Source organism: Bhargavaea cecembensis (genome assembly GCF_001619585.1).
Classification (GTDB): Bacteria; Bacillota; Bacilli; order Bacillales_A; family Planococcaceae; genus Bhargavaea; species Bhargavaea cecembensis_A.
On record NZ_LQNT01000011.1, the window covers coordinates 306729 to 330770 of the forward strand.

Here is a 24042-nt window from a genome sequence, read left to right on the forward strand (position 1 = left end):
CCAGGGCTATGGGTTGTCCCGCTTCTTTAGACTGTTTTAAGAATGTTTACAAGACATTAACAGCGCGTTGTCCGGGCTGGTGAATTCCCCCAGATTCACAGGGGTGCCGTACCGGCCGTGGTAGTCGGATCCGCCTGTTATGAACAGGCCGTATTCAGCGGCCAGTCCGTAGACCCGTTCATGGTCCTCCGCAGTATGATCCGGATGATGGCGCTCGATGCCGTCCAGACCGACCGCTGCAAGTTCAGGAATCAGCTCATAGGAGTCCAGCTGTCCGGGATGGGCAATAACTGCGAATCCGCCATCTTCTTTGATGGCACGAACGGCATCGAACGCGTCGATGTATCGGATATCTCCCGAGGCCGGCCCTCCGTCCTTGAACAGGGAGCGGTACAGCTGTTGGTAGTCTGCCGACTCAAACGGCGCATCCGTCAGCAGGTCCATCAGGTGCTGCTTGTACACAATGCCGCCCTCCGGAACCATGGCGAGCACCTGCTCCTCATCGAGCAAGAGGCCGGTTTCACGGATTTTCCCGGCCTGCCCGAGCGTGTGCCGGTGGCGCCGTTCCTGCAACGGACGGCAGAGGGCACTGATGTGCCGCGCTTCGCGGTTGTAGTTGTATCCCAGCACGTGAACTTTCCTGTTGCGTTTGAAGTCATAGGCAGAAATCTCGATGCCCGGGATGACCGTCACCCCGTACTCCCCGCCCAGGGCGAGCGCCTCATCCAGGCCGTCTGTTGTGTCATGGTCGACGAAGCTGATGTGGGTTATGCCTGCGTCCACCGCACGCTCCAACACCTCCCGTACCGTGTCGGCTCCGTCGGAATACCGGCTGTGGACATGAAGGTCCGCTTTCATCGCTGCACCTCCGGCATCCCGCGAAGGGCTTTTTCGTTCATGTCATACACGCAGTCGCACAGTCCTTCCATGAACTCCAGGTCGTGGAAGATGCCGACGAGCGTCGTGCCGTCCGCCTTCAGCTTTTCGATGACTTCCCGGACCTTCAGCTTGGACTGGTAATCCAGGCTTGCGGTCGGCTCATCCAGGAGCAGGAGACGCGGCTTCTTCACTGTTGCGATGGCGATATTCAGCCGCAGTTTTTCCCCGCCCGAGAAGGTGTTAGGGAATGTGTCCCACAGTCGCTCGTCAAGGTCAAAATGGCGGAGCGAATGCTCGGCCTGGACCTTTGCGGCCTCGGGCGACTCGCCCATCCCGAGAAGCGCCTGCTCAACGAGTTCCCTCGCCGTCGTGCGCGGCATGACGTTCAGGAACTGCGAGACGTAGCCGATCTCATGCTTTCTCAGCCAGATGATCTGCCGCTCTTCCGCCTTCAGCAGGTCGATCCTCCCGAACCGCTCTGAGTCGAACCATATCTCCCCCTCATCGGGCAGATAGGTGCGGTAGATGCTTTTCAGGATCGTCGACTTGCCGCTTCCGCTTTTGCCCACGATGCCGATAAATCCGCCCTGTCCCAGGCTGAAGCCGATGCCTTCCACTGCCTTCCGTGTCGTGTTCAGATGATGGCTTGTAAACCGCTTGCCGAAATCTTTCACTTCGAGCATGACCAATTTGTCCCCCTCCTCTCAGCTTTTCCGGTAATTCGTCCGTGTGACGACCACGCCGTTGACCATCGTCGCGCACAGCATCGGATAGCCGTCTTCCATCCGCTCGATAACGAGCAGATCCGCTTTTTTCCCCGGACAGACCGACCCGATTTCCTGTTCCATGTTGACGGCCTGCGCCGGCCGGATTGTCACCTTGGCGAATCCTTCGTGGAGCGGCAGGCCGCAGTCGTCGTGCAGCTTGAAGATCGAATGCAGGAGTGCCGCCGGATAGTAGTCGCTGCACAGGATGTCCGCGCAGCCTTCCCGGATCGCTTCCGCGGCGGACAGATTGCCCGAATGCGAGCCGCCCATCAGCACGTTCGGCGCGCCGACGATCGTGGCCATTCCCATTTCATTCGCTTTTTTGGCGACGTCCAGGGTGATCGGAAACTCGCTGATGGTCGTGCCGTACGAACGGACAAGCTCCAGCTTTTCCTCGTGGTCGTCATCATGGGAGGCGACCGCGATGCCCCGGTCGATTGCGATTTCGGCCACTTCCTGGATTCGTTCGATTGTCATCTGCTCGCGGCTCGTCCGCTCGGCGATCAGGACACCCACTTCATCATCCGAGATGTCCCGGTATCCCTTCAGGGTGTTCCGGTACACCTCGAGGTCCCGGTACTGGCCCTGCCCCGGCGTATGGTCCATGAACGACAGGAGATGCACCTTCCCGTCCCGGATGTTTTGGATCAGCGTGTCCACTTCCCCGATGTTGTCGACCTCGAACCGGGCGTGAAGACGGTGACGGATCAGATGAAGCCCATCACGAAGCGAACTGATCGCATCGACAAGCCGCTGAACGTTTTCCGGCTGCCGGATGGGTTTATGGCTGAACATGTCTTCCTTATAGAAGGACAGGGAATGAAACATTGTTGTGATCCCATGGTTGATCAGGATCTTCTCGGCCTCCCGCAGGGCCATGTTAAAGTCCATTATGCTTGTCGGACGCGGTGAAGCGATCGTCTCGATATAGTCGGAATGGATGTCCACAAAACCTGGCGTGATGTACCCGCCGTTTGCATCGAGCCGTTCCGCGTCCGGCCAGTGCCCGATTTCCTCCTCCGGGATGATGTCGGCGATGCGGTCGCCATCGACGAGCACTGCCATCCCCTCAAGAATCCGGTCTTCCAGAATAATCTTTCCGTTATGCAGAATGTGCATATTCTTCGTCCTCCCTACAGCAGCGAGTAAACCAGCTGCTGGGTATATGCGTGATTGGGATCTTCAAGGATCTGGTCGGTCAGGCCGGATTCAATCACCCTGCCGTTCAGCATGACGAGTGTCCGGTCGGCGAGCATCCGGATGACGGCCAAGTCGTGTGACACGACAATCATCGAGATGCCAAGGTCGCGCTGGATTTGCTTGATCAGGTCGATGACAGCCGCCTGAACTGACAGGTCAAGTCCTGTCGTCACCTCATCGAGGAACAGGATCGGCGGGTCGTTTGAGAGGGCCTTGGCAATCTGGACCCGCTGCTGCATGCCGCCGGAGAAATTCCGCGGCTCTTCCTTCATCCTGAACAGCGGGATGCTCACGACATCGAGAAGCCGTTCCCCGGCGGACTGCATGTTCCCGACATGCCGGCCGCCCGCGGCGATCTGTTTTTCCGCGATGTTGCTGATGGAGGAAAAGTCCATCCGGAGGCCCCTGACCGGGTTCTGGTAGACCATGCCGTATTTGTGGTTGCGGATGTACCGCTTGCGCTGGGAAGAGACGTCGAACAGGTTCTCCCCGGCCAGCTCCGGGTCGTCGATCGTCAGCGTGCCGGATGTGACATCCTGGTCAAAATACAGACACTGCATCAGGGTCGACTTGCCGCTGCCGCTCTCGCCGACAATCCCGAGAATCTCACCCGGGTACACGTCGAGCGAGACGTCGCTGCAGGCGTAGACCGTGCCGCAGGACGGGCAGTAGTTCTTGTTTAGTCCGGGCCTTCCTGGCCGGCTGCATTCAACGCATCCTGGGCCGTATTGTTTGGTCAGGTGTTCCACTTTCAGGAGGGGGCGCTCTTCAAATTGTTGCATGCTGCACCTCTTTTTCCCCCTGGCGTTCCAGCCGGTCCGCGCAGTGGCTCGTGTCGTTGCACTGGTACTCTGTTACGTCGGTTTCTTCACTGTACAATTCATCCAGGAAGACACCGGTCGCGCCGCAGAAGCGGCAGGACTTTCCGGAAAAGTCCTCTCCCTCGAACGGATGGTCCTCAAAGGCGAGGGAGCGGATCTCGGTATATGGCGGGACGGCGTAGATTTTCTTCTCTCTCCCGGCTCCGAGCAAGATCAGCGCCTCGGAATGGTCCATCTTCTGGTTATCGAACCGGGGAATCGGGCTCGGCGCCATGACGTACCGGCCGTTGACGAGGACCGGATGGTCGGCGCCCGTGGTCGTCCGTCCGTATTTCATGATCTGCTCGAACAGCATGAGCCACGCGCCGCTGTATTCGCTCTCGGCATGAAGCCGCTTCGTGATCGATTCTTTTTTCTCATACTTGCGGAGCGGTTCCGGCATCGGAACCTGAAGGACGAGGATCTGGTCTTTGGTCATCGGAACCTCGGGGATCCGGTGGCGGGACTGGATGAGTGTCGCTTCCTCGGTCCGCTCGGTCACCGGGATGCCCGTCGTCGCCCGGATCAGCTTCTTGATGCTGACGGCATTGACCGATTCATCGGCCCCCTGGTCGATTACTTTCAGCACGTCGTCTTTACCGACGAGCGAGCAGGTGAGCTGCAGGCCGCCCGTCCCCCAGCCCCGCGCCATCGGCATCTCGCGCGAGGCGAACGGCACCTGGTAGCCCGGGATGGCGACCGCCTTCAGCGTCGCTCTGCGGATCTCTTTTTTCGAGCCTTCATCCAGAAAGGCGAATTGCGGTTCAGCTTTCATGTCCGTCCCTTCCTTTCCTCGTATTCCGCACACTGTCCAGCTTGGACTGGAATGTGACATAGTGCGGCATCTTCAGGTGGGAGATGAATCCGGTCGATTCCACCGTATCTACATGGAGGAGAACAAACTCCTCGTCATGGGACGGGGCATCGCTTCCCGGGTGCTCCAGGCACTGATCCAGGATGCTCATGGCGATCGCCTTCGTCTCGTTCTGTCCATAGCAGATGCCGTAGCCGATTTCGAACCGGAGCTCCTGCTTGCCGTCCGGCCCTTTGGCAGGCATCGGTACAAACGACTCCACTTCGGTCGCACGGACCGATCCGATATAGTACGAATCGTCCCCGTCCTCGCTGCCGTGCGCCGGGACCGTGATGGGCAGTTGGCCCACGCGGACTTCGCCGACCGTCGGGTGGACCTGGCCGTAACCCCTGAGCGACGCATAGCCAAGTGCCGTCACCGCTCCGGTCTGCCCGCGCGTCAGGATCTGCAGGCGCTCGCTGCGCGACGCGGGGAACTGGAAGACATTCTTCGTGACATCATCCGGCTCGGCGTTGTCAGGCTCGAACGTCTCGAACAGCCCCTCGTCCCTCAGGTACTCCACCACTTTCGGATACGTGCCGTCGCCCGCCGCGTCTTCCAGGGCGGACAGTTCCGCTTCATATTGCTCCAGCCACTGCTTCCGCTCTTCTTCCTCTTCTTCAAGAAGAGAATAGTCGATCAGGCGGTGCGTGTAGTCATGGGTCGCGCCGAGCAGCTGCCCGCCCGGGATGTCCTTGAAGCTGGCCGAAATCCGTCGCTCCACCGCCATCCGCTCCGGTTCCACCGTCTCGCTGTAATACAGCCGAGGCAGTGTCGAGCGGTGTGCCCGAAGAAGGAACACCGCTTCTTCCATGCTGCCTTCCGCCTGCTTGATGGCCAGTGCTGCAAGTTCCGGAGAATAGAGGCTCGCTTCGGACATGACCTGGTCGATCAGCAGTCTCATCGAGGACAGGATGGCGGACACATCCACCTGCTCGCCGCCCTTGAGACGCTCATATTTGAGGCGGTCGATGGAGGCTTCAATCGCTTCCGTCCCGCCTTTGACCGCTACATAACCCATGCCGATTCCTCCTTCGCTGTGATGGCCGTCGTGCGCGGGATGCAGGAGATGCACCCGTCGCTGTCCGTAAAGATGAGGTCGATACCCGTCGGAAACTCCTGAGTTTTCGCGTTTCGCGTGCTGACCAACGCTTCACTGAGGGTAATGGGGGCTTCCTCTTCATCCCGGATGCCGGGGCCGGACAGCTTCCATTCTGAAGTTCCGTCTATTGCCCCGGTTTCGATGATCCACGTGGCCGACTGATGCGGGTTCTCAAGCGTGCCCGTCTTGCAGCCGCTCATTGCTTCAAGCAAGTCCGTCTCACTCGTGTCTTTCGGAGCGATGATATAGTCCGCTTCTTCAGCAGAAGTGTGTACGGCAAACGTATAATCCGCAATTTTGCGGCGAACAGCGTCAGTACGATCCCCGAGCACATGGAACGTGACTTCCGCGTCCAGAAGCGTCTGGATCACGAGGAACGTCGCCGGATGGCACTCCCGGACAAAGTCCGCCTTCGCCGCCGATTCCCGGATGTCAGCGATCTTCCCGGGTCTTGCCATGCACTGCAGCAGTTCACGGTAAACTTTCTGGATGTCATGCACTGAATCGAGTTGCATTGCGATCTCCCCTCACTCTTCCATCGTGTCGAATTGGACTTTTGTCTTTTCCAGCGCGGCCAGCTCCCTGCGATTCCTGTCGGCCAGACGGATTTCCTCCGCCTCCAGCATTGCGCTCCAACCGGCCGTCTCAGAAAGCCCGGCGCGGCAGGCCGCGTCAATCACCGCCAGATCCCCGGCCAGCTTTTCGCGGACGCCTGCGACGATGCCGACGCCGATATGGTCGCCGATCTCGACCTTAGCTTCCGTCACCAGCACTTCGCCCAGATAAAACAGGGACTGTTTGGCGGTCTCCCTCATTTTGATCATCGTCAGGCCCTGCCGGGGGGCAACCAGTTCACGTACGGGATAGTGATGCCTGATTTCAGATGCGAGCCGGTCCGCCAGCTCCGGGTTCCCTTCGATCAGGATTTCAGTCATGCGTCTCCGCTTCATTTCGGACTCTCCTCCTCTGCTGACTTCATCCTAACTTGGCGACAACTTAGCGCGGGTTAAGGCTGTGTTAAGAAATGTAAAGATGTGAGGGCAATAAAAAAGACAGACCTCCGGTTTTTCCGGAAATCCGTCTTGCATGTATTGGTCAATTCCGATGATAGATCAGCTGGACCACGCCCGACGGGAACGAGCGGGTCCCTGCCAGTCTCAGGTCCAGCCGCTCTCTGATGTCCGTGAACAGCGGCTTGCCTTCGCCGAGTACTACGGGATGGACGGAAAGCCTGAACTCGTCCACGAGCCCTTCGTTGACAAAGGTGGTAATCAGACCCGCTCCGCCGTACAGCCAGATGTCCCCGCCCGGCGTTACCTTCAGCCGTTCGACCGTGCCCGGGATGTCATCATGGACGTAAACCGCCTCATCGCCGTTTTTGGTTCTAGAGAATACGATCTTTTCCTTGCTGTTGATCTGCTTCCAGAAGTCGTTTTCTTCTTTGGGGGCGTCTTCTTCAGGGGCATACTGCCCCCACATGTCATAGCTCTTCCTTCCATAGAGGATCGTATCGACCCCGTCGAGGAATTCATCAAATTTCATCTCGGGCTCCATGATGCACCAGTCAGTTTCGCCGTTCTTTCCTTCGATGAATCCGTCGAGTGAGACGGCCAGATCCAAGAGGACCCTTCTCGTTCCGTGTTCGGGCATCGGCCAGCTCTCCTTTCCTTGCGCTCAATTACTCCTGTGTATCGGAAATATCGTATTTGAACGTGTCGCTCCGGTACAGGATCCGGGTGTATTCCAGCGTATCGCCGGAACGCCCGTCCAGGCAGCTGCTCTCCAGGGCGAGGAGAGGGACGAGACGGCTGCAGCGGAGCAGCTCCTGTTCCCTTGAAGAGGGAAACACGACGCTCAGGAGGGCCTCGCCGCTTCCGAAATCCCCATAGCCCCGTTCCCGGTAGTACTCGAACATCGAGCGGATGCCCGGCCCGTCGTCGCCGATTTCGGGAAACCGGGACTCGAGAACATGGGAGTAATGGATCGCAATCGGTTCCCCGTCCACTACGCGCAGCCGGCCGATCCGCCAGACTGTATCGTCCCGGGAGGCAGCAAGAACCCGTGCCGCTTCCCCGTTATCACTGGGTTCACATGAAACGACCGTCGTCTCCAGCGAATGGCCGAGTTCCTCTATTTTCTCCGTGAAGCTCGTCCTGCCGTTAAGCGGAATCCGGATCCGTGCCGGTCCGGGCTTAAGAAATCGCCCCTTCCCCTGTACGGATTCAATCAGCCCCCGCTCCTCCAGATGGTTCAGTGCATTCCGGACCGTATAGCGCGGCACCCGATACTGCTCGGCCAGCTTGTTTTCGGACGGGAGCTTCCCACCCGGCCGGATGTTTCCGCTTTCCAGCAATTCGATCAGTTCATCTATGATCAATGCGTCTTTCTCAATTTCCATCGTGTTTCGCTCCCCGTGCAGACAATCCTGTTTTTCATCATCATACCTGAACCGTCCGCTTTTCAGAAACCAGAAAAGACGTTACGGAGCCGGAGGGGCTTCGTAACGTCTTTTTCCGAAAGGACCGGCTGCAATCTTCAAACTCAGGACTGTTTTCTTCAAACTCAGGGGTGTAATCTTCAAACTCAGAAGCTTTTTCTTCAAACTCACATCCGCCGGTCACCATCCCTTAGGCGGATTGCCTCCGTCATCGTCCAGGAACTCCTTCACGACAGAGTAAAACAGCCGTGGCTCCTCGATGTTCGGCAGATGGCCGGACTCCCGGAATTCCATGAACACGGCATCTGGTATGAGCGCCGCCGTCTCACGGCCGTCCTTAGGCGGGTTAAGCCCGTCATGGCTTCCCGCGATCACGAGCGTCTTTGCTTGAATTTTGCGGAGTTCCGGCCTGAAGTCAAATCCATTCAGCGCCTCGTTCGCCGCTTTTTGCTGCTCTCGGGTCAGCCGCACGTTCAGATCTTCATTTTGCATGGTGTCGGCGACTTCCAGCAGGTTGCGGAACATGTACTTCGAGGCGGCGTTCATCTTTTCCTGGAAGTCCAGTCCCTCCAGTTCCTCCGCGTGGCGCTCGAACAGTGCCTGTGAGGAAGATGTGGTCCCGTGGGATTTGGTGGATACCAGAATCAGACGGTCCACCCGCTCCGGTACCCTGATTGCGACACCCTGCGCAATATAGCTTCCCATCGACACACCGACCAGATCCGTTTTATCAAGTTCCAGATGGTCCATCAGCGCAAGCACATCTCCGATATGGTCATCGATTGTATAGGCTTCCGGCTTGTCCGATTTCCCGTGGCCGCGTGCATCCATGGCGATCACATGAAAGTGCCGGCGGAGCCGCGCCATGTCCACGCTGAAGTGAAGATGATTCATCGTAAGACCGTGCAGCAGGATCAGCGGTTCACCGCTTCCTTGCTCTTCATAATAAAGAGAAATGTCTCCGTTTTTGAATGTGGGCATGCCATCACCTCACGACTCCTTTTCCCTCAAATCCTGCAGAATATCCCCTTGGCCGAGGCGACAGAGCGCCCCTGCTCGTCATAGACCGTGCATACCGCATGGACGAGTGTACGGCCGTCCTTTTCGAGGCGCGCGACCGCGCGCAGTGTATTACCTCTGGCCGCCCTCAGGAATGACACGTTCAAATCGACTGTGACCATCTGCTGGACGCCATTTTCATCGGCAGGTACCAGGTTGGACATCGCCACGTCGGCAAGCGACGAAATGATGCCGCCATGAATCACGCCGGCACTGTTCACGTACAGTTCCTTCACTTCAAGCCGGACCTCGACTTCCCCTTCTGACAATCGGTTGTATGTATAGCCCAGAAACTCATCAAAACGCTGCCGGATCCACATCTTGCTGTCCCCCTTTCGTCATCTGTCCCCCTTCCATTTCGGGAAGTGTGCGGACATTCCCTTCTAAAAAAAAGCGCCGCGGCAGTTGCCGCAGCGCTTTCGTTCTTATTCTGTTTCTTCGCCGAGCGACTGGGAGACGAAAACCTCTGTCACCTTTTCAATCGCCTTTTTTGCTTCCGCGCCTTCCGCGGTGACCGTTACGACCGCGCCGTGCGGGACGGCCTGTGCCATGACGCCCATGATGGACTTCAGGTTGGCCGACTTGCTGCCGTGGATCAGCTGGATGTCCGCGTCCAGCGAATTGACCGCCGAGACAAGCTGAGTGGCGGGACGGGCATGAAGCCCTTCGGGTGCTGTGATCTTGAATGACTTTTGCATCTTGAAACGCCTCCGTTGGTTCGTGTATTATCCGTTCTTTTTGTATAGTTTCTTAACTTCATCGGCTACAAACTGCACGCTCGTACCGACGATTACTTGTATGTTGTGCTTGCCGACGACATTGATGCCCGGGACGCCGGTGGATTTGATTTTCTGCTGGTCGACTTTGTCCATGTCGGCCACTTCGACCCGTAGCCTGGTCGCACAGTTGTCGACACTGCGGATGTTGTCATTGCCGCCGAGGCCATTGTAGATTTTAGCGGCCATCGACTTGAACTTGTCATCACCTGTTACGGTTTCAGCTTCCTCTTCGACGATTTCATCGTCTTCCCGCCCAGGAGTTTTCAGATCATACTTCTGGATCAGGAAGCGGAACAGGAAGTAATAGATCAGGGCGAAGAACAGACCCTGCACCAGGAGCATGAGCGGCATGTTGGCGATCGGAATGCGCAGGCTGAGCACAAAGTCGATAAGCCCGGCACTGAATCCGAAGCCGGCCGTCCACTGGAACGAGGCCGCGATAAAGAGCGACAGCCCCGTGAGCGCTGCGTGTACGACGTACAGTGCAGGCGCGAGGAACATGAACGAGAACTCAAGCGGCTCGGTAACGCCGGTGAAGAACGAAGCAAACCCTGCTGCCAGCATAAGCGAGGCCGCCTGCTTGCGGCGTTTTGTCTTTGCCGTGTGGTACATCGCGAGCGCCGCTGCCGGGAGTCCGAACATCATGATCGGGAAGAATCCGGCCTGATAGCGGCCTGTGATGCCCTGTTCGCCTGTACTGCTCCAGAAGTTGCCGATGTCGTTGATGCCGACCGTGTCAAACCAGAACACGGCGTTGAGCGCGTGGTGAAGCCCCGTCGGAATCAGGAGGCGGTTAAAGAAGCCGTAGATTCCGGCACCTGCCGCTCCGAGGTCCAGAATCGACTGGCCAAACGCAACAAGTCCGCCGTAGACGATCGGCCAGACGAAGAACAGGATGGCTGAAGCGAAGAGCATCGCGACAGCGGACATGATCGGCACGAGCCGCTTGCCGCTGAAGAACGCCAGGAAGTCCGGCAGCTTCACCTGGCTGAACCGGTTGTACATGATGGATGCGATGATCCCTGAAAGAATACCGATAAATGCGTTTCCGATCTGGCCAAATGCCATATCCACGTTTTCCGGGTCAGTCTGCGTCAGAAGCCCTACGGAATTGGTCGACAGCATGGTGGTGACCACGAGATAGGCGACCAGGCCGCTCAGTGCTGCCGCACCGTCCTTTTCCCTGGAAAGCCCGATTGCGGCACCGACCGCGAACAAAATCGGGATGTTTTTTAGGATCGAGTCCCCCGCCGTGATCAGGAACGCCGCGAAGACGTTTCCGGATCCCCAGCCGCTAGGGTCGATCCAGTAGCCGATCCCCATCAGGATGGCCGCAGCCGGCAAGACCGCGACCGGAAGCATGAGGGAGCCCCCCAGCCTCTGCAAATACTTTTTCATGTGAATTTTCCCCCTTTCGTCATGTCCCCTGATTGCCCGGATTCCTGAGCCTTTCGATATGCAGTGCAATATATGCCAACTCCGGCTCCGGTATTTCTATTTCGTGCAGCCGCCTGCTTTCCGCCGCCATCACTTTTGCACACTGGTAGGATTCCGAGTAACGGGAGCGGATCAGCTCCGCCATCTCTTTGTCCAGTGTATGGGCATCATACCGGCCGAGGTTGGCGACGGAGTGCTGAAGATGCGTTACGAGCCTTTGGTAGGAGATGTCGTCCTCTTCGATCTCCGTCTGCAGGCAGCCCCGGATCGAGCGCAGCATGTCACGGACGATCGTCGCCTGGCGGATTGTGTCGTTCAGGTTGCCGCCGTGCGGCTTCATCGTATGAAGATGAAGCGCAATAAACCCTGCCTCGTCGACGGGCATCTCCACGCCGAGCGTATCGCGGATATGGCCGATCCCCCACAGCCCGATGCCGTACTCCTTCGGGTACAGGAGGCGGATCTCCCCGAGCAGCTTGTTGTGCACGTGGATGCCGTCCTTCGTCCGTTCGATGGCGAACGACAGGTGGTCTGTCAAAACGAGATGGATGTGCTCGTTCAGCTTGGTTCCAAGCGTTTTCTCCGCCCGCGAGATGATCGCTTCCGACACCGTGAAATGCTCCTCCGGAATCCGCCCGAGCAGCTGGCCGAGCTGCTCGTTCTCCGTCATGACGAACACCTTCTCGATCTTGTCGGCCGGGACGGGATCATTGCGCTTCTTGCCGAAGGCGACTCCAGCCCCGACCACGACCTTTTCCCGGTCTCTGTCACGGACAATGACCGCATTGTTATTGAGGATTTTGCTGATTTTCATCGGACTCCTCCTCCCTTCGGGCAGCCGGGTCAGCCGGCGGTCACCGTCAGGACCAATGTCTCCCCTGCCGTGCAGGTGCCTTCGGCTTCCGGCCGGACCGTCTTTCCTTCCCCGTTCGTCACGACAATCGGCGTAACCGTGCTTTTGGCGTTTTCTCCAAGATACGTCCAGTCCGCTTCAATCAATGGCTGTCCGGCTGTCACTTTGTCATCCTGCCGTACCAGGACATTGAACCCTTCCCCTTTGAGCGCGACCGTATCCAATCCGATATGGATCAGGTATTCGGTTCCCTGGGCCGAACGAATGCCAATCGCATGGCCCGTGTCTGCGACCATCACGACCGTTCCGTCGACCGGCGCCACAACGCTCCCCGAATCCGGCATGACAGCGATTCCCTCGCCCATCATCTTGCCGCTGAATACCGGGTCAGGCACTTGGTCAATCGGCATGAGCTGACCCGAAACCGGAGCCACGACTTTTTCTTCCTTGTCTTTTTTCTTGAACAGATTGGATAGCATCCGCACATTCCACCTTTCGGGTTTTTGTCACTGGCGCGGTCCGGTTGATGCAAAAAGGCATGGGAGCATAGCGAAAGCCCGCAGGCTCCGCTCTTGCCCCCATGCCTGATCGGATCAGTCACATGAGACCGCTGTGAATTTATGGGTTCAGAATACCATAGATAAGTAGACATATCAATAAAGCGTTTACATTTTTTGTGGAAATTCGCCTCATTGCGCGGCGGCTTTGAGTAAATATTGACGATGTTAAATGAGATGGTTGACCATCTCCATTGAAACGTAGATTAGCTTCAACAAAACGTTGATGATCCGCCGGCAAACAAAACACGCCCCGGCCGTAGCCGGGACGTGAAGTCATAAGCCTTTTCTCACCAGGCGAGTCGTATCCTTCAGTTCGCGCAGATTCGACGCGCCGATACCGAACATCGCCATGCGCAGTTCCATCTCCCGCACGGCCATCGACTCCAGCACGTCTTCTGTGCTTTGTGTCGCTTCCTTCAGGATCGAGCGGCCGAACCCGACAAAGTCCGCGCCGAGCGCCAGCGCTTTTGCGGCGTCAAGGCCCGTCCTCATGCCGCCGCTTGCGACAAGCGGCCGGCCGCCGATTTCCGGACGAACCATCCGGACCGAGTCGGCAGTCGGAATGCCCCAGTCACTGAACGCCTCTGCCGCAGCACGGCGCACCGGATCCTTGGACCGGAACTTTTCCACCTGGCTCCAAGACGTGCCGCCGGCGCCCGCAACGTCGACGAACGCGATGCCAGCATCCGTCAGCCGCCGGGCTGTTTCCCCGTCGATGCCCCAGCCGACTTCCTTGACCCCGACCGGAACACCGAGCTCCGCGCAGAGCGACTCGATTTTCCAAAGGAGTTCCCTGAAGTTCGTGTCGCCCCCGTCCTGGATCACTTCCTGGATGCTGTTCAGGTGAAGGACGAGCATGTCGGCCTCTGTGAGCTCGACGATTCGCCTGCATTCATCGACGCCGTATCCGTAGTTGAACTGGACGGCGCCGATGTTCGCGATAATCGGCACGCTTGGTGCGTACCGGCGCATAAGAAACGAGGGCGGATGACCGTCACTGTCGAGGAGCGCCCTTGTCGATCCCAGCGCCAGCGCCCAGCCGCGTTCCTCGGCCGCCTCTGCCAGATTCCGGTTGATGGTCTCGGCGAGCGCCGTCCCGCCCGTCATCGAACTGATCAGAAACGGCGTCCTGCAGGAGTGCCCGAGAAACTCGGTCTGTGTTGAAATCTCTTCAAAGTCGATTTCGGGAAGGGCATTATGGATGAAGGTGTACGACTCAAAACCGGTCGTAATCGCATCACCCGTGACTTTTTCATTTAGTGTGATCTGGATATGTTCGGACTTTCTCTGTTCAATCGAGCCGGCCATCGCCAACACCGCCTTCTGTCTTTGCTGTACCGGTTCCGGAGGTGTCAGTCTACGCTGACCTCTTCGACCGTCCGGACCACTTCGTCCCGTGACATCTTCTCGCGCCCGTCCTTCAGCGCGCCGAGTGTCTTGTGGGCAAGGGCCAGCGGCAGGCGGCAGAACAGGATGACGCTCTTCGTGCTGAGCGCTTTCATATATTGGTCCGCCTTCGCGAGATTGTCTTCCGCGTAGCCGAACAGGTCATCGCGCGTCCATCCGTCCGGCACGAAACGGACACCGCGCTCGTCCATGTCTTCCTTTTCATTGCGCAGGATGTTGACCGCCTGGAGGCCCCGGCCATAGCCGATCGCGAGCTCGCGGTCCGTTTTCTCACCCGCATAATGTCCCCAGAGATCAGACAGCAGTACCCCGACGAGCCCTGCCACGTAGTACGTGTAATCATCCAAGTCTTCCCGGGTACGGATTCTCCAGCCTGCCTTTGCCCACTTTGCCATGCCCTCGGACATTTCCCGCGCCGCATCCGCAATACGCGGCCGCACATCATCCGGGCAGGCCTCCATCCAGTCGGCTAGCCTGAGCGTCACTTCGGGCATCCGTTCCCTGACCGGACTGAGGATTCCGAGGTAGCGCTCGTTGTCGAACGGCTGTGTGAACAGCTCGCTCACCTGCATGAGGAGAGAGTGCTTGAGGTCGTTGCCCAGCTCCTCGTGATCCTCGATCTCATCGATCGCCCGGAAGACGAGATAGGCGGAGGCGACGGAAGCCTTGAGCTCTTTCTGCAGAAAAGTAATCGGAATATAAAATGTCCGGCTTGTTTCTTTCAGTACTCGCATCGCATCTTTTGGAAACCCACTCATTTTGATCCCGATCCTTCCTCATAAAGTGAACTATATACCTTTCATCGTAACTCAATTTTTTCGATAAATACAGCCCGCACTCCTCCCCTCCGGTGTACATTCATTGAAAACTTGGTATCAGGCCGATAGCATTTGCAGAAAGGAGGCGGCACAGATGGAAGTAAGCATGCTGGACCAGACACAACTTGTGGAAGCGCAGACCCCGGAGGAGGGGTTCGCCGGTACGGTGGAGGCCGCGCGCCTTGCAGAACAACTCGGTTTCCGGCGGTTCTGGGTGTCGGAGCATCACAGTTCCGACACAATTGCCGGATCTTCTCCCGAGATTCTTGCAGCACACCTGCTGGCGGCGACAAAGACGATCCGCGTCGGAACGGGAGGGGTCATGCTGACACACTATGCACCGTATAAAGTGGCGGAAAATTTCCGGGTGATGAGCGCGCTTGCCCCCGGCCGTGTCGACCTTGGCGTCGGCAAGGCACCCGGCGGTACGCACCTGCCGACCATCGCGCTCCAGGGCGGCAGGGCGCTTACGGACGCAAAGCCCCGCAACAAGGAACGGTTCTCGGAGATGGTCGATGAACTGATTGAATATCTGGAAGACCATCTTCCGGAAAGCCATCCGATGAGCGGCTATCTGAAGGCCTCCCCCGCTGTCTCCCAAAAACCGCTTCCCTGGATCCTCGGAACCGGCCCATCCTCCGCCCGGCTTGCCGCCGAGCGCGGCCTGCCGTATGCCTTTGCCCGTTTCATCAATTCTGAACGGGAGGAGATGCGGGAAACGATCCGCCTATACCGGGAAAGTTTCCGCCCTTCCGCCTTTTCAGAGGAGCCGTACGCCCTTGTCGCCTCCCGGGTATTTGCAGCCGATACTGACGATGAAGCGGCATGGATTGCACGGAGTGCGGCCCATGTCCAGTTCGGCTTCCACCGCGGTCTCCAAGGTCGCCTGCCGGACCCCTCAAAAGCGCTCACCGAGATTGTGACGGAAAAGGAAATTCAGGAGGTCCGGGACATCTACGCCACATATATGATCGGTTCTAAAGAAACTCTCAGCCGCCAAATGGATGAATTATCCACGTACGGGGCAGATGAAATCATGGCAATCACCCCTGTGTTCAGTCCGGAAAGCAAAGAAAATTCGATGGCCGTACTTAAGAAAGCTGCGCAGCGCTGACCGTAGCATCCGACAAATTTCCCGGGAAATAGACCGGGCCGTGGTGAGAAAATTGGCGGATTCCGGACCCTTTCTCATTTTCATTCAGGTTATTTCCTGCGATACGGGGAATAGAGTACAAACCCAATGAATGGAAAAGGAGTGTGGAATCATGCTGAAACTGGAAACGGACCTTCAGGGAAAACAGGCCCGGTTTGGCGATATTTATCCGATCCTGCAAGAAAAAAATCTTACGCTCGGCGGGAACTGGGATTATGACGAGGCGATTTTCGACGGGATCCTATACAAGGAAGGCCCTGAGACCATTTATCTCCGAATCCCGTTTGACGTCACCTCCGGCATGCTGGAAGATCCCGACACACAGATCGTGTTCGGCCAGCCGTTTGTCCTAAAACATGTAGCCAATGTCGGCCTCGACCACGAAGGGGATGATCTGCTTGCAACAACGGGCCTCAACCAGTTTCAGAGCCCCGAAGAAAAGGATGGCCCGATCCGCCGCAAGTCCCATTGGGAAGAAGAAGGCGAGCGGGTCGTACAGGGCATTGTCGAAAGTTTTCCGCTCCTGGACGAACGGAATATCGGCTGACGCCAAAAAACAAAAGAAACCGGCATGGGTACAACCCGTGCCGGTTCTTTTTTATAAGTGTAAGATGATTCCGTTGTCACGCCGGGGCATTGGTACCCAGGTCGCGCATCACCTGCCCGATATCATCAGTCACGCGGATATGATGCGGCTTTCCGGCTGCCGCAGCAAGCAAGGCCCCCGTCCCGCCGGCATAAAAGCGGGTCTCCGGATGTTTGCCCGCAAAGCGGTCGAGCTGTTCCAGCAGATCCGGATGACGGAGGAATGGTGCCGTGGTGGATGCAGACAAAAGGACCGCATCAGGCGTCAGTTGCTGCACAATCGACTCGATTGCGCCTGGCGCGGGTGAAGCTCCGACCAGATGCGTCCTGTATCCCTTCATCATCGCCTTCAGCAAAATGAGATGGACCGGCAGTTCATGCCGCTCCTCCGGGAAACAGGCGCCGATGATAAGCGGAGCACCGGGAGCGGGGCTGACATTCCGCCGGATATTGACGAGCAGGTCACGGACAATGAGGCTGGAAACAGACTCTTGGTACTCTCCCCATTCTCCCTGCTCCCACAAGCCGCCGACCTGTTTCAGGAACGGGATGACCACTTTATCCAGAAAACGTGCCAGCCCGAGTTCGCTGTGCGCCTGCCGGAGAACCCTCTCCAGTTCGGCCTCCTTGCACTGCTCTCCATGACCGATCAGTTGCCGGACATACAGGCCGGCTCCGCTTTCCCGCTCCTGCGGCACGTCGGTCCGCTCTTCAGCAATTGCCAGTTCCGCAGCCCGCTTCAGCGGATGCCCCTCTTTTCGCAAGGCCTGCACCTTCAGCAGCCGGCGGATCTCTTCCTCACCGTATACGCGGTATCCGTTTCCCTTCCTGACCGGGCGGACGACGCCGTACCGGTCTTCCCATTTCCGGATGACCTGTTCGGAAAGGCCGGTGATCCGTGCAACGTCCTTAATGTAATAGCCCTCCGTTTCCTTCATTGCGCCGCCTCCTTCACTGTCAGAATTCCTCATCTACATTATACATCACCCCAGCTAAACCTTATACAAGTTTAGGCCTTTTACTCCAAGGGAAGACAACACAAAACGCCAATTCGTTGATTTTTTTATATTATTTCGCTTTAGTTGTACATAGTTTAAACCAAAACATTGTACAACTATCCAAACTCTGACCTTTTACCTGAGAGGAGCAAGACCATGAGCAAACATGTCATCGTCATCGGCGCCGGAGTGGCCGGCCTGGCCAGCGCCATCCGCCTGCAGCACGCCGGCTACCAGGTCGAAATCTATGAGAAGGAAGCCCTTCCCGGCGGCAAGATGCACAAAGTCGAACAGGACGGGTTCTCCTTCGACCTGGGCCCCACCATCGTCATGATGCCCGAACTGTACAGAGAAATTTTCGAGCTGGCAGGCAGGGATCCGGATGATTACATCCCGATGGAACGGCTTGATCCGATGTATTCCGTCTTTTTCGGAAATGGACCGGAAGACCGTTACGATATCTCTTCCGATCTTGTCGAGCTGACGAAGACACTTGAATCCATCAGCGAAGAAGATGCGGAAGGTTTCCTTACCTACCTGAAAGAGATCTATGAGCGGTTCACGGTGGCAAAAAACCACTTTATTCAGCGCCCGTTCCGCAATGCTTCCGACTTCTACAACCCGTCCACCCTGCGCCAGGCGCTCAAGCTGAAAACCTTCGACAGCGCAGACAAGTTCATCGGAAAGTATATCAAGAATGAGCGGCTCAAGCAGATGATCAGCTTCCAAACATTATACATAGGTGTGTCCCCCTATAACGGACCTTCCCTTTATACGATGATTCCGATGATTGAATTCCTGTACGGTGTCTGGTTCATCAAAGGGGGCATGTACACGATGGCATCCGCCATGGAGCGCCTTTTCCTGGAGCTCGGCGGCAAGATCCATTATGAATCCCCCGCGGAAGACATTCTGATCCGCAACGGCCGCGCCGTGGGCATCCGGACAGGCGGCCGGGAGATGCGTGCGGATTTTGTCGTCTGCAACGCGGATTTCCCTTATGCCATGAAGCATCTGGTGCTCGACCCGGCAGCCAAAGGCAAATATACCGACAAGAAAATCGACAAGATGAAATACTCCTGTTCCTGCTTCCTCATGTATCTCGGGATGGACCGGAAATATGACGAAGTCGACAACGTCCACAATTTCGTCTTTAGCCAGGACCTGAACGCCAATCTCGAGGCCATCTTCTCCGGCGACCGGATGGACGACCCCTCCTTCTACGTCTATATCGGGTCGAAGCTGGACCCTTCGATGGCACCGGAAGGAAAGGACGGGTTGTATATCCTCGTACCCGTGTCCGACCGTTCCGCCTCCAGCTATGAGTGGGACCGGGGAACGATCGATCATTACCGCAGCCGCGTCTTTGAAAAACTGAAGGAAATCCCGGAGTTCGGCGACATCGAAACCCACATCGTTTCCGAATCCTACATGACCCCTCCTGATTTCGAGAAACGGTTTAACGCCTATAATGGGGCCTGTTTCGGGCTGCGGCCGAATCTCGCGCAGAGCAACCATCTCCGACCGCAGAGCAAGGCCAAACACTGTGAAAACCTTTACTTCACGGGAAGCAGCACGCATCCCGGCGCCGGAGTTCCGATCGTCCTGCTGTCGGCCAAAATCGCCACGGAGGAACTGATGCTTGATGACCCGGGCACCGTCCCTGAAGCCGCGCGGGAATCCCCGCATCCGGCGGAAGCCGGAACGGATGTGCCGTCCATATGACCACCCACAAGGAGGAGATCGACATGACCCTGTCCTTAAGCCGCAGCACACAAGAGGATTACCGCTACTGTGAGGCCATCATCAAGCGTCACTCAAAAAGCTTCTATTATGCCTTCAGCAAGCTTCCAGCGGAAAAGGCCAGGGCCGTGTATGCCATCTACGCATTCTGCAGGACCGCAGACGACAGTGTCGACGGATCAGGCAGCCGGGAAGAGCGGATGGCCGCACTCGGCAGGCTGGCGGAAGATCTGGACCGCTTCCGTTACGGCCAGGATCCGGATACCCCGCTCTGGCGCGCGCTCCGGGACGTATTCAGCCGCTTCGACATGGACTTCCAGCCATTCTATGACCAGTTGACCGGCCAGCGGATGGACATCGATTTCAGCCAGCCCGCCGATCTCCGGCAGCTCGAGGAATATAGCTACTATGTCGCGGGTTCAGTCGGTATGATGCTGTTGCCGATCATCGCGCCGGACGCCGGCCCGGAAACCCGGCGGCGCGCTGCCGATCTCGGCATTGCCATGCAGCTCACCAACATCCTCCGGGATGTCGGCGAAGACCTGCGGGACAACGGCCGGATCTACCTGCCCCTGGACGATATGAATGCGCACGGTTATCAGGAGGAAGATCTGCAGTTTGGCGTGATCGACATCCGGTTCACGAGCCTTTGGGAGGCCGTTGCCGTACGGGCGGAAGAACTGTACGACCGCTTCGGTGCTACTCTTGGCGACTATTCTGCCGACAGCAGAATCCCTGTGGCCCTTTCAGCCGGCGTGTACCGCGGAATTTTAAATGCTGTCCGGAACAATGGATACGACTGCTTCAGCAGGCGCGCTGTCGTCGGCCAGATTGAAAAAGGAAGGATCGCGCTGTCAGTGAAAGCAGGACTGCGCGGGAAAACCGATTCGGCACAGCCAGTGGCGGCGGATGTGGCACCCTGACCGGGGGCACTTCAGAGGAGGAACAGGAATTCATGGATGCACAACAGCAGAAAACAGCAATGGTCATCGGAGGCGGGCTCGGCGGGCTGTCTGCGGCCATCTCGCTCGCACAGGCAGGCTATCGTGTCTCCCTCTATGAACAGAATCAACATCTCGGGGGCAAACTGAACCGTCTTGAACAGGACGGCTTCGGCTTTGACCTCGGTCCGTCCATTTTGACGATGCCGCATATTTTCGAGCGGCTGTTCCATGGCGCCGGGAAACAAATGGCCGATTACATCCCCACCGTCCGGCTGGACCGGGAATGGCGCTCTTTCTTCCCCGACGGCACGGTAATCGACCTTTACGGGGATCTGGAGAAGATGCTCCATGAGAATGATGCGCTGGATGAAAAGGACATACAGGACTACCGCAACCTGCTCCACTACTCCAAGGGACTCTATGACATCACGGAAGCGGGCTATCTGGGCGAGGAAGGGCTCGATACGGCAAAAGAGGTGTTCAGCCACCATGGCCCGGTCACTGCGCTCAGGCAGTTCGACCTGTTTTCATCCATGTACGGCGCCATCGAAAAGCGGATCAGCCAACCTCACTTCCGGACGATGCTGTCCTACTTCATCAAGTATGTCGGCTCGTCCCCCTATGACGCGCCGGCCGTCCTGAATATGATGATTTACATGCAGCATGCCCAGGGCGTGTGGTACGTGCCGGGGGGCATGGACCGGATCGCACAGGGGCTGACCAGGCTGGCCGAAGAATGCGGTGTGGAACTCCATACCGGGAAGAAAATTATCAGGCTGACGGATGATGGCAGCGGGACCATCACCGGAGCGGAGCTGGAGGACGGCACAAAGCTTCAGGCGGACCACTATATCTCCAATATGGAAGTGATCCCGCTCTACGAGAAACTGCTTAATGTCGGACCGGAGAAAATCCGGAAGCTCGAGAAAAAGTTCGAGCCGGCAAGTTCCGGGCTGGTCCTTCACCTTGGGCTGAATCGGACCTATCCCCAACTGTCCCACCATAACTTCTTTTTCTCCGATAACCTGAAAGAACAGATGGACCTCGTCTTCAGGGAACACCGGCTGCCCGATGACCCGACGATCTACCTGGTCAATGCCAACAAGACAGATCCTGCACAGGCGCCGGAAGGACACGAAAACCTTAAAGTCCTGCCGCATATTCCGTATATCCAGGACAAGCCGTTCACCACCCAGGATTACCTTGATTTCAGGGAGCGTGTCCTGGACAAGCTGGAGCGCATGGGGCTCGAGGGGCTCCGCAGCCATATCGTGACGGAAGACATGTGGACGCCGGAAGATATCCGCCGCGTTTACGGCTCCCACCGCGGCGCGATCTACGGGACGGTTTCCGACCGCAAGAAAAACCTCGGATTCAAGCACCCGAAGGAAAGCGGCCTTTTTGACAACCTTTACTTTGTCGGCGGCACCGCGAACCCCGGAGGCGGGATGCCGATGGTGACATTAAGCGGACAGCAGGCTGCGACAAAAATCATCCGGAAGGACCGGGAATCGTAATGGATCATTGCGAGGAGGCGAAACGTCCATGCTGACTGTACTCATGGCCGCGGGAACCGTGATCGCGGCATTTGGCCTCCTGTCAGGGACACTCATGATACGGCGATTTCCCGTGCCGGAAATCCATCCCGGAACATCACGCCCTTCCCTTTCTGTCATCATCCCTGCCCGCAACGAAGAACACCGGATCGGCCCTCTTCTGGAATCACTCAGGAACCAGTCCTACCCGGACTCAGAAGTGATTGTAGCGGACGATGACTCCTCGGACAGGACAGCTGAGGCCGCAAGCGCCGCCGGAGCCCGCGTCCTCCGGTCCATCCCCGCCCCTGACGGAAGCGCTGGGAAGTCGGCCGCCTGCTGGCAGGGGGCAACAGTGGCCCGCGGCAAACTGCTGGTCTTTCTGGATGCAGACACCCGCCTTACTGCTGCGGACAGCCTGGACAAGCTGGTTTCCGAGTACATGAAGCGGGGAGGAAACGGACTCTTGTCTGTCCAGCCCTATCATACGATCAGACGCCCGTACGAAAACCTGTCCGCCGTCTTTAACCTGATCGTCACGGCCGGCATGAACACCTTTACTCCGGAAAGCTGGAAGCTGCCCCCGGCGGGTGCATTCGGAGGGTGCATCCTCTGCAGCAGGGAGGAATATATGGGGACCGGGGGCCACCATGCGATCCGCGATGAGCTGATGGACGACCTTGCGCTCGGCTCATTGTTCCGGGACAGCGGCCTCCCGGTCCACTGCCTTGGCGGACGGAATGTCGTCTCTCTCCGGATGTACCCGGATGGAATCGGGAGCCTCGTGGAAGGCTGGACAAAAAGCATAGCCTCGGGAGTCCGCTCCACCCACCCGGCGGTCACAGGACTCGTCAGCGTCTGGATTGCAGGCGCCTTCATGCCTGCCTCCGTCCTTATGGCTGCCCTCTGGAGCAGTACGGCCGGATGGGTAACTGCCGGTGCGGCCCTTTATCTTTTCTATGGCCTGCAGGTTTTCCGGATGATCAGGAAAATCGGAAACTTCCGGTTCACCGCGGTGCTTTTCTATCCTCTTCACTTTCTTTTTTTCACAGCGGTCTTTCTCTGGTCTGTCTATGCCGTCAACGTCCGGAAGCGCGTCACCTGGAGAGGACGCCAGGTTGACGTTTGAAGGAGGAGAGTCATGCAGGTTATTGAACTCCCGATGATTTGGACGATCGTTGCGGATATCGCCGTCTGGGCGCTGTTTCACCTGGCAATTTCCTATGCCCTGTACCGGCTGCCGCTCCGCCTGTTTGAAAAAGAGACCGCACTTACCCGCATCCGCAGCCTGGAGCAGAACGGCCGGATCTGGCAGCGGCTGTCCCGGGTCAGACAGTGGAAAGACCGCCTGCCGGATGGCGATTCCGTGATTGGCAGAGGCTTTCCGAAAAAGCGTCTTGGCAATGGGTCGAAGGATTACCTGCGGCAGTTTGCCGCAGAATCCAGGCGCGCCGAGTGGACGCACTGGCTGCTTATCCCGCCGGCGTTCCTGTTTTTCCTGTGGAATCCCCCGTGGGCCGGCTGGGTCATGGTGGCCTATGCCCTCGCGGCAAACCTGCCGTTTATCCTCATCCAGCGGTTTAACCGCCCCCGTCTTTTGCGCCTGTCGGACAGAATGGCCATACATAAGGAGGAGGCCCCATGAATGAACGCCGCCTGATGGAGCAGCTGTGGAGCCGCGAAAAATACCGGGTCATGTACCACAGCCAGGCCCATTATGACCGGATCCGGGAAACCCTGAAGGAGAATCCGGCTCTCTCAGACATCGAGACGCTGATCGGCGAAGCGGTCCGGATTCCGCCCACGCCCGGGTCCGTCCGGAATGCCGTCCAGCATATGTGGGGCTATTTCAAAAAGGAGGCGGATGACAGTGAAAAGCAGGAATACCTGCGACTGGTTGAAGGGGCCTCCTCAGGCACCATTCGAGAAAAGGAGCTCCTCCAATTTCTCGGGGAACTTGCGGTAAAGTATAGCGCGGAATACTTGCTGAACAGCACAATCCTCAAGCAGCCGCCACATTGAAAAAGGGCTGTCCGTTTGAACGGACAGCCCTTTTTGGGGATGCAAATATGT

At 57.6% G+C, this 24042-nt stretch carries 27 protein-coding genes; 8 read left to right on the forward strand and 19 right to left on the reverse strand.

Annotated features, from left to right (window positions below; all coding sequences use genetic code 11):
• Nucleotides 1-36: 36 nt before the first annotated feature.
• The 18 genes from AV656_RS12240 to AV656_RS12330 all read right to left on the reverse strand — a co-directional run bounded on the left by AV656_RS12240 (nt 37) and on the right by AV656_RS12330 (nt 14951).
• A complete protein-coding gene (locus AV656_RS12240) occupies nt 37-858 on the reverse strand; it encodes a PHP domain-containing protein (RefSeq protein WP_063182350.1) in 822 nt (273 codons plus the stop codon).
• On the reverse strand, nt 855-1568 hold the full coding sequence (locus AV656_RS12245) for a phosphonate C-P lyase system protein PhnL (protein WP_063182352.1): 714 nt from the start codon (nt 1566-1568) through the stop codon (nt 855-857). Before AV656_RS12245 ends, AV656_RS12240 begins: the two co-directional genes overlap by 4 nt.
• A gap of 15 nt (nt 1569-1583) precedes the next feature.
• On the reverse strand, nt 1584-2765 hold the full coding sequence (gene phnM, locus AV656_RS12250) for a phosphonate metabolism protein PhnM (RefSeq protein WP_063182354.1): 1182 nt from the start codon (nt 2763-2765) through the stop codon (nt 1584-1586).
• Nucleotides 2766-2779: 14 nt separating this feature from the next.
• The gene (locus tag AV656_RS12255; RefSeq protein ID WP_063182356.1) at nt 2780-3628 is read right to left on the reverse strand and encodes an ATP-binding cassette domain-containing protein; all 849 of its coding nucleotides are present in this window, start codon (nt 3626-3628) and stop codon (nt 2780-2782) included.
• Nucleotides 3615-4481 (reverse strand): alpha-D-ribose 1-methylphosphonate 5-phosphate C-P-lyase PhnJ, encoded by an 867-nt coding sequence (locus AV656_RS12260; RefSeq protein ID WP_063182359.1) that lies wholly within the window; start codon nt 4479-4481, stop codon nt 3615-3617. Before AV656_RS12260 ends, AV656_RS12255 begins: the two co-directional genes overlap by 14 nt.
• Complete coding sequence (locus AV656_RS12265) at nt 4471-5580, reverse strand: carbon-phosphorus lyase complex subunit PhnI (protein WP_063182361.1); 1110 nt, start codon at nt 5578-5580, stop codon at nt 4471-4473. The genes AV656_RS12260 and AV656_RS12265 overlap by 11 nt, the downstream gene beginning before the upstream one ends.
• Nucleotides 5568-6176: a phosphonate C-P lyase system protein PhnH gene (gene phnH / locus AV656_RS12270; protein WP_063182363.1), complete on the reverse strand. Its 609-nt coding sequence runs from the start codon at nt 6174-6176 to the stop codon at nt 5568-5570. Before phnH ends, AV656_RS12265 begins: the two co-directional genes overlap by 13 nt.
• A 12-nt stretch (nt 6177-6188) precedes the next feature.
• Nucleotides 6189-6611, reverse strand: a complete 423-nt coding sequence (phnG, locus tag AV656_RS12275; protein WP_063182365.1) for a phosphonate C-P lyase system protein PhnG — start codon at nt 6609-6611, stop codon at nt 6189-6191.
• 145 nt (nt 6612-6756) lie between these two features.
• Nucleotides 6757-7311, reverse strand: a complete 555-nt coding sequence (locus AV656_RS12280) for a dihydrofolate reductase family protein (protein WP_063182367.1) — start codon at nt 7309-7311, stop codon at nt 6757-6759.
• A 28-nt stretch (nt 7312-7339) separates the two neighbouring features.
• On the reverse strand, nt 7340-8059 hold the full coding sequence (locus tag AV656_RS12285; RefSeq protein ID WP_063182369.1) for a GntR family transcriptional regulator: 720 nt from the start codon (nt 8057-8059) through the stop codon (nt 7340-7342).
• Nucleotides 8060-8278: 219 nt separating this feature from the next.
• Entirely contained in the window at nt 8279-9079 is an 801-nt protein-coding gene (locus tag AV656_RS12295; RefSeq protein WP_063182373.1) for an alpha/beta fold hydrolase, read from the reverse strand.
• Nucleotides 9080-9105: 26 nt separating this feature from the next.
• The gene (locus AV656_RS12300; RefSeq protein WP_063182375.1) at nt 9106-9477 is read right to left on the reverse strand and encodes a PaaI family thioesterase; all 372 of its coding nucleotides are present in this window, start codon (nt 9475-9477) and stop codon (nt 9106-9108) included.
• A 105-nt stretch (nt 9478-9582) separates the two neighbouring features.
• The gene (locus AV656_RS12305) at nt 9583-9855 is read right to left on the reverse strand and encodes an HPr family phosphocarrier protein (RefSeq protein ID WP_063182377.1); all 273 of its coding nucleotides are present in this window, start codon (nt 9853-9855) and stop codon (nt 9583-9585) included.
• Between the two features lie 27 nt (nt 9856-9882).
• On the reverse strand, nt 9883-11334 hold the full coding sequence (nagE, locus tag AV656_RS12310; RefSeq protein ID WP_063182379.1) for an N-acetylglucosamine-specific PTS transporter subunit IIBC: 1452 nt from the start codon (nt 11332-11334) through the stop codon (nt 9883-9885).
• Between the two features lie 19 nt (nt 11335-11353).
• Nucleotides 11354-12187 carry a PRD domain-containing protein gene (locus AV656_RS12315; RefSeq protein ID WP_063182381.1) on the reverse strand — a complete coding sequence of 278 codons (834 nt, stop codon included), beginning with the start codon at nt 12185-12187 and terminating at the stop codon, nt 11354-11356.
• Nucleotides 12188-12216: 29 nt separating this feature from the next.
• Complete coding sequence (locus AV656_RS12320; protein ID WP_063182384.1) at nt 12217-12705, reverse strand: PTS sugar transporter subunit IIA; 489 nt, start codon at nt 12703-12705, stop codon at nt 12217-12219.
• A 354-nt stretch (nt 12706-13059) separates the two neighbouring features.
• On the reverse strand, nt 13060-14094 hold the full coding sequence (gene fni, locus AV656_RS12325) for a type 2 isopentenyl-diphosphate Delta-isomerase (protein WP_063182386.1): 1035 nt from the start codon (nt 14092-14094) through the stop codon (nt 13060-13062).
• Nucleotides 14095-14138: 44 nt separating this feature from the next.
• Nucleotides 14139-14951 (reverse strand): squalene/phytoene synthase family protein, encoded by an 813-nt coding sequence (locus AV656_RS12330; RefSeq protein WP_063182388.1) that lies wholly within the window; start codon nt 14949-14951, stop codon nt 14139-14141.
• A 154-nt stretch (nt 14952-15105) separates the two neighbouring features.
• Here AV656_RS12330 and AV656_RS12335 point away from each other — a divergent pair, with 154 nt between their 5' ends.
• Nucleotides 15106-16125 carry an LLM class flavin-dependent oxidoreductase gene (locus tag AV656_RS12335; RefSeq protein ID WP_063182390.1) on the forward strand — a complete coding sequence of 340 codons (1020 nt, stop codon included), beginning with the start codon at nt 15106-15108 and terminating at the stop codon, nt 16123-16125.
• 151 nt (nt 16126-16276) lie between these two features.
• Complete coding sequence (locus AV656_RS12340) at nt 16277-16711, forward strand: YugN family protein (RefSeq protein ID WP_063182392.1); 435 nt, start codon at nt 16277-16279, stop codon at nt 16709-16711.
• Nucleotides 16712-16787: 76 nt separating this feature from the next.
• On the opposite strand, the gene AV656_RS12345 is transcribed toward AV656_RS12340, so the two are convergent.
• On the reverse strand, nt 16788-17687 hold the full coding sequence (locus tag AV656_RS12345; RefSeq protein WP_063182394.1) for a MerR family transcriptional regulator: 900 nt from the start codon (nt 17685-17687) through the stop codon (nt 16788-16790).
• A gap of 216 nt (nt 17688-17903) precedes the next feature.
• Here AV656_RS12345 and AV656_RS12350 point away from each other — a divergent pair, with 216 nt between their 5' ends.
• The 6 genes from AV656_RS12350 to AV656_RS12375 are packed head-to-tail and all read left to right on the forward strand — an operon-like array spanning nt 17904 to nt 23991.
• The gene (locus AV656_RS12350; RefSeq protein ID WP_082818738.1) at nt 17904-19472 is read left to right on the forward strand and encodes a phytoene desaturase family protein; all 1569 of its coding nucleotides are present in this window, start codon (nt 17904-17906) and stop codon (nt 19470-19472) included.
• 23 nt (nt 19473-19495) lie between these two features.
• Nucleotides 19496-20413 carry a phytoene/squalene synthase family protein gene (locus AV656_RS12355; protein WP_063182396.1) on the forward strand — a complete coding sequence of 306 codons (918 nt, stop codon included), beginning with the start codon at nt 19496-19498 and terminating at the stop codon, nt 20411-20413.
• A 32-nt stretch (nt 20414-20445) separates the two neighbouring features.
• Nucleotides 20446-21951: a phytoene desaturase family protein gene (locus tag AV656_RS12360; RefSeq protein ID WP_063182398.1), complete on the forward strand. Its 1506-nt coding sequence runs from the start codon at nt 20446-20448 to the stop codon at nt 21949-21951.
• Between the two features lie 28 nt (nt 21952-21979).
• Nucleotides 21980-23098 (forward strand): glycosyltransferase, encoded by a 1119-nt coding sequence (locus AV656_RS12365; protein ID WP_063182400.1) that lies wholly within the window; start codon nt 21980-21982, stop codon nt 23096-23098.
• Between the two features lie 12 nt (nt 23099-23110).
• The gene (locus AV656_RS12370) at nt 23111-23614 is read left to right on the forward strand and encodes a hypothetical protein (protein ID WP_063182402.1); all 504 of its coding nucleotides are present in this window, start codon (nt 23111-23113) and stop codon (nt 23612-23614) included.
• Complete coding sequence (locus AV656_RS12375) at nt 23611-23991, forward strand: YbgA family protein (RefSeq protein ID WP_063182404.1); 381 nt, start codon at nt 23611-23613, stop codon at nt 23989-23991. Before AV656_RS12370 ends, AV656_RS12375 begins: the two co-directional genes overlap by 4 nt.
• Nucleotides 23992-24042: the final 51 nt, after the last annotated feature.

What these genes read in the sequence shown, in the direction of transcription:
- AV656_RS12240 (WP_063182350.1), bottom strand. Translation starts at nt 858, where the DNA reads ATGAAAGCGGACCTTCATGTCCACAGCCGGTATTCCGACGGAGCCGAC.
- phnM (WP_063182354.1), bottom strand. Translation starts at nt 2,765, where the DNA reads ATGCACATTCTGCATAACGGAAAGATTATTCTGGAAGACCGGATTCTT.
- AV656_RS12255 (WP_063182356.1), bottom strand. Translation starts at nt 3,628, where the DNA reads ATGCAACAATTTGAAGAGCGCCCCCTCCTGAAAGTGGAACACCTGACC.
- AV656_RS12260 (WP_063182359.1), bottom strand. Translation starts at nt 4,481, where the DNA reads ATGAAAGCTGAACCGCAATTCGCCTTTCTGGATGAAGGCTCGAAAAAA.
- AV656_RS12265 (WP_063182361.1), bottom strand. Translation starts at nt 5,580, where the DNA reads ATGGGTTATGTAGCGGTCAAAGGCGGGACGGAAGCGATTGAAGCCTCC.
- phnH (WP_063182363.1), bottom strand. Translation starts at nt 6,176, where the DNA reads ATGCAACTCGATTCAGTGCATGACATCCAGAAAGTTTACCGTGAACTG.
- phnG (WP_063182365.1), bottom strand. Translation starts at nt 6,611, where the DNA reads ATGAAGCGGAGACGCATGACTGAAATCCTGATCGAAGGGAACCCGGAG.
- AV656_RS12280 (WP_063182367.1), bottom strand. Translation starts at nt 7,311, where the DNA reads ATGCCCGAACACGGAACGAGAAGGGTCCTCTTGGATCTGGCCGTCTCA.
- AV656_RS12285 (WP_063182369.1), bottom strand. Translation starts at nt 8,059, where the DNA reads ATGGAAATTGAGAAAGACGCATTGATCATAGATGAACTGATCGAATTG.
- AV656_RS12295 (WP_063182373.1), bottom strand. Translation starts at nt 9,079, where the DNA reads ATGCCCACATTCAAAAACGGAGACATTTCTCTTTATTATGAAGAGCAA.
- AV656_RS12300 (WP_063182375.1), bottom strand. Translation starts at nt 9,477, where the DNA reads ATGTGGATCCGGCAGCGTTTTGATGAGTTTCTGGGCTATACATACAAC.
- AV656_RS12305 (WP_063182377.1), bottom strand. Translation starts at nt 9,855, where the DNA reads ATGCAAAAGTCATTCAAGATCACAGCACCCGAAGGGCTTCATGCCCGT.
- nagE (WP_063182379.1), bottom strand. Translation starts at nt 11,334, where the DNA reads ATGAAAAAGTATTTGCAGAGGCTGGGGGGCTCCCTCATGCTTCCGGTC.
- AV656_RS12315 (WP_063182381.1), bottom strand. Translation starts at nt 12,187, where the DNA reads ATGAAAATCAGCAAAATCCTCAATAACAATGCGGTCATTGTCCGTGAC.
- AV656_RS12320 (WP_063182384.1), bottom strand. Translation starts at nt 12,705, where the DNA reads ATGCTATCCAATCTGTTCAAGAAAAAAGACAAGGAAGAAAAAGTCGTG.
- fni (WP_063182386.1), bottom strand. Translation starts at nt 14,094, where the DNA reads ATGGCCGGCTCGATTGAACAGAGAAAGTCCGAACATATCCAGATCACA.
- AV656_RS12330 (WP_063182388.1), bottom strand. Translation starts at nt 14,951, where the DNA reads ATGAGTGGGTTTCCAAAAGATGCGATGCGAGTACTGAAAGAAACAAGC.
- AV656_RS12335 (WP_063182390.1), top strand. Translation starts at nt 15,106, where the DNA reads ATGGAAGTAAGCATGCTGGACCAGACACAACTTGTGGAAGCGCAGACC.
- AV656_RS12340 (WP_063182392.1), top strand. Translation starts at nt 16,277, where the DNA reads ATGCTGAAACTGGAAACGGACCTTCAGGGAAAACAGGCCCGGTTTGGC.
- AV656_RS12345 (WP_063182394.1), bottom strand. Translation starts at nt 17,687, where the DNA reads ATGAAGGAAACGGAGGGCTATTACATTAAGGACGTTGCACGGATCACC.
- AV656_RS12350 (WP_082818738.1), top strand. Translation starts at nt 17,904, where the DNA reads ATGAGCAAACATGTCATCGTCATCGGCGCCGGAGTGGCCGGCCTGGCC.
- AV656_RS12355 (WP_063182396.1), top strand. Translation starts at nt 19,496, where the DNA reads ATGACCCTGTCCTTAAGCCGCAGCACACAAGAGGATTACCGCTACTGT.
- AV656_RS12360 (WP_063182398.1), top strand. Translation starts at nt 20,446, where the DNA reads ATGGATGCACAACAGCAGAAAACAGCAATGGTCATCGGAGGCGGGCTC.
- AV656_RS12365 (WP_063182400.1), top strand. Translation starts at nt 21,980, where the DNA reads ATGCTGACTGTACTCATGGCCGCGGGAACCGTGATCGCGGCATTTGGC.
- AV656_RS12370 (WP_063182402.1), top strand. Translation starts at nt 23,111, where the DNA reads ATGCAGGTTATTGAACTCCCGATGATTTGGACGATCGTTGCGGATATC.
- AV656_RS12375 (WP_063182404.1), top strand. Translation starts at nt 23,611, where the DNA reads ATGAATGAACGCCGCCTGATGGAGCAGCTGTGGAGCCGCGAAAAATAC.